Here is a 3,083-nt window from a genome sequence, read left to right on the forward strand (position 1 = left end):
TCCTTATGAAGTCTTTTTCAATAAGGTGTTGCACTTGACTTGACAATTCGCCACAGATTTGCATCTGCTTTTGAGATGCTTCCATCCACGCTCTCTTTGTGCAGACGCATCCACAGATCAAGCATTTCAGGAATACCCATATGAATCGAAAAATCCATACTCAGAATCCGGAGAGGTCAATCGGTGCAGAAACTTTGCCTGCATTCAGATTGCGAATCGATTCATCCATCATCTGCAGAGTATGCTTTGATATTTCTGCTGGACGTATCAACTCACGCGGCTCTAACAGGATAATGCCGTTATCATATTCCTGGACTTCATAATAATCATATTTTGCACCACGCAATGTCAGACGCTTCTTTGCATCCAAATGAGCTTGATAGCGTCCTTTGATCACAGCTTGCATCATTTACCTCCATTCTGGAAGTGGGATTTCCCACAATTGATATGCTTAGTATAAATCAAATTCAGATATTGTGCAAGCTATAGAGCAAGTTATCACTATAGTTGTGCTATAGTTGTTATATGCTTGTAAATCAAAGAATACAGGAATCGCTGATAAAATAGCCCCTCAGATTGGCGTAGATTTTTCTGTCCGAACAAGGAGGTAAACCGGACGCATAGCCAAAGCTATGTGGAGGATTTATTGACGATGGCAGGGCGAAAATAGATGCGTCAAGATGGCGGGATTGAAATTATCAGTGATTCCTTGGGAGTAGAACCCATATTTTCGCACAAATAAAAAGAGTCCGTGTTGAAGAACTCCTTCAACCACGGACTCCCTGAGCAATTACACCTTGAACTTATCCGTCTCACTCTGCAGATCGTTTGCCATATCAGAAAGGCTGCGGCTCGAGGATGCGATCTCCTCCATGCCCGCTGCCTGCTCCTCAGTGGCGGCAGAGACGTTCTGCGACTCGCTGCCGATGCCCTTTGCCGAGGCATCCACGACACCCAAGCCCTCGATGATCGAGTTCATATTCTCACGCAGTTCGAGGACGCGTTTGCTGACGGCGAGCGATGCCGTCTTGACATCCTCGACCATGCTTAGAATGAGAGAGAATGTCTCGCCCGTTGCGGTGACATTTTCCTTGCCTGTCTCCGCCTCGCGCAGCCCCTCCGCCATCGAGGCGACCGCACGATCTGTCTCCTCCTGAATGCTGCGGATGAGTTCGGAGATCTGCTGGGAGGCGTTCTGTGACTCCTCCGCGAGTTTTCTGACCTCCTCCGCGACCACGGCAAAGCCGCGCCCGTGCTCGCCCGCACGCGCCGCCTCAATCGCTGCGTTGAGTGCGAGCAAATTGGTCTGTCCCGAGATGCTTGAGATGATCTCGACGATGTTGCCGATCTCCTTTGAACGCTCGCCGAGCTTGCCGACGATCCCGCCCGTCTGCTGAACGGTGCGCGCAATCGAGTTCATCTGCTCGACCGTCGTCTGCACGAAGGCGTTGCCCTCTGCAGCCTTCTCCGCCGTCGCCTGCGTCTGCTCGCGTGCACGTCGCTGATTCGTAATCGCTTCTTCAAGTCCGCGCTGGAACTCCTGCACCGTGAGGCGGCTCTTGTCAATGCTCTGGATCTGCTGCTCCGCTGCCTCGGCGACCTCGGTGATGGACTGCGCGACGTTCTGCGTCACCTGCGCCGACTGATTGGCGTTCGCCGTCAGCTCCTCGGAGGAGCCCGCCACATCCGAGGCCGTCGTCTTGATCTTGCGGATCATCTTCTGCATGCTTTCGACCATCGTGTTGAACTGATGGGCAATGTGTGCAAACTCATCATCACCGTCCAACATGATCTTTGAACGCAAGTCTCCACCAGCGATATGACGCGCTCCCTCAAGAATCGTATCCACAGAAGCCTTGATGCTCTTGAGCAGCAGGACAAGTGTGACGATCGACAGGATGACCACTACAACCAGAGAGAGAATCGTAATCAGCTTTACGCCCGAGAACACATCCTCACTGTACGCCATCTCTGCACGCGCAAGGCGAACGCTGTCCGCCTTATCTTCCTCAAGGATGTCCGTCATACGCTTGTAGACATCGGACTGCTCGTTGAACGCGAGGTTTACCGCGCCCGCCTGATCGCCCGTGTTGATGAGTTCTGTTGCCTGCTGGCGCACATCGGCATAATTTTTGCGCTCCTGCTTGAGCTTATCGAGCCGTGCGAGTTTCTGCGCGCGATCCGCCTCGTTCTGGAACGGCGCCTCCTGAATCGCCTTTTCATACTCATCGTATGCCTTGTTCAGCTTCGGTGTGAGCTGGGAGAGCCGCCCCGTCGCCCGCTGGCGTTCCTCCTCATTCGGTGCGGTAATGCGCATGAGCTCAAACTCGCGCCCCTCCGCCGAGAGAGCCTGCACCTGACCGCCCACATTGAGAACATGCGCCCACGCAAACACGCTCACCGTATTGTTGTTGAGAACACTGCTTGCGTGATTCGCATAGAATCCATAACCGCCGAACATGACGACCAGGAATCCGATGCTCAGCACAATTTTCTTTGCTACCGACATTCTCAGTTCCCTCCATAAAAGATCAAACAAAGGGTTCCCTCAGCCTCAATCAATGAGACTCTCCTTCATCTATTTTCGATTATAACACTGCCCCCCGCAAAAAACCATATGGCAGTAAAGTTTTTTCTATGTTATACTTACGCAGTTACAGGAATGAATAAACAAAAGGACGGACAGCTATGGCAAAAATGTTAAAAAAACTGCAACAGAAAATTACACCGGCGGAAAAGCCGAAACCGGTGCGCCCTCCGGGGAAGGACTATATGCTTCTCATCCTCATGGCATTCACCGTCATGGTCGTACTGGCGGCATGGGAGGAGCTGGACAGCCTCACACTCACAATGTATGTACTGCTGACGGCTTCACTCGGACTGACCTACGTGCGTCGCCAAGCGGTCGAGCGGCTCTCCGCGTTCCAGATGATGATCGTGACACGCGCCAGCTTCGTTACCATTGGCATGGCGGGCGCACTCTTCCTCTTTGATGCGTATCGACGCTTCTTCGCATAACTTCGCGACATAAGGAAGCACTGATAAATTCAGCCACGCCATCTTGACGCATCTTTTTTGCCCGC

General features: G+C 52.3%; 3 protein-coding genes. 1 reads left to right on the forward strand and 2 read right to left on the reverse strand.

The window, feature by feature from the left end; genetic code table 11:
- Positions 1-160 precede the first annotated feature (160 nt).
- Positions 161-409 carry a hypothetical protein gene (locus ACO6BQ_RS12225; RefSeq protein WP_489121349.1) on the reverse strand — a complete coding sequence of 83 codons (249 nt, stop codon included), beginning with the start codon at positions 407-409 and terminating at the stop codon, positions 161-163.
- Between the two features lie 381 nt (positions 410-790).
- Positions 791-2,509: a methyl-accepting chemotaxis protein gene (locus tag ACO6BQ_RS12230; RefSeq protein WP_489121351.1), complete on the reverse strand. Its 1,719-nt coding sequence runs from the start codon at positions 2,507-2,509 to the stop codon at positions 791-793.
- Between the two features lie 179 nt (positions 2,510-2,688).
- Between ACO6BQ_RS12230 and ACO6BQ_RS12235 the strand changes: the two genes are divergently transcribed.
- Positions 2,689-3,018 (forward strand): hypothetical protein, encoded by a 330-nt coding sequence (locus ACO6BQ_RS12235; RefSeq protein ID WP_489121353.1) that lies wholly within the window; start codon positions 2,689-2,691, stop codon positions 3,016-3,018.
- Positions 3,019-3,083: the final 65 nt, after the last annotated feature.

This window comes from Centipeda sp. (in: firmicutes) (assembly GCF_057271695.1).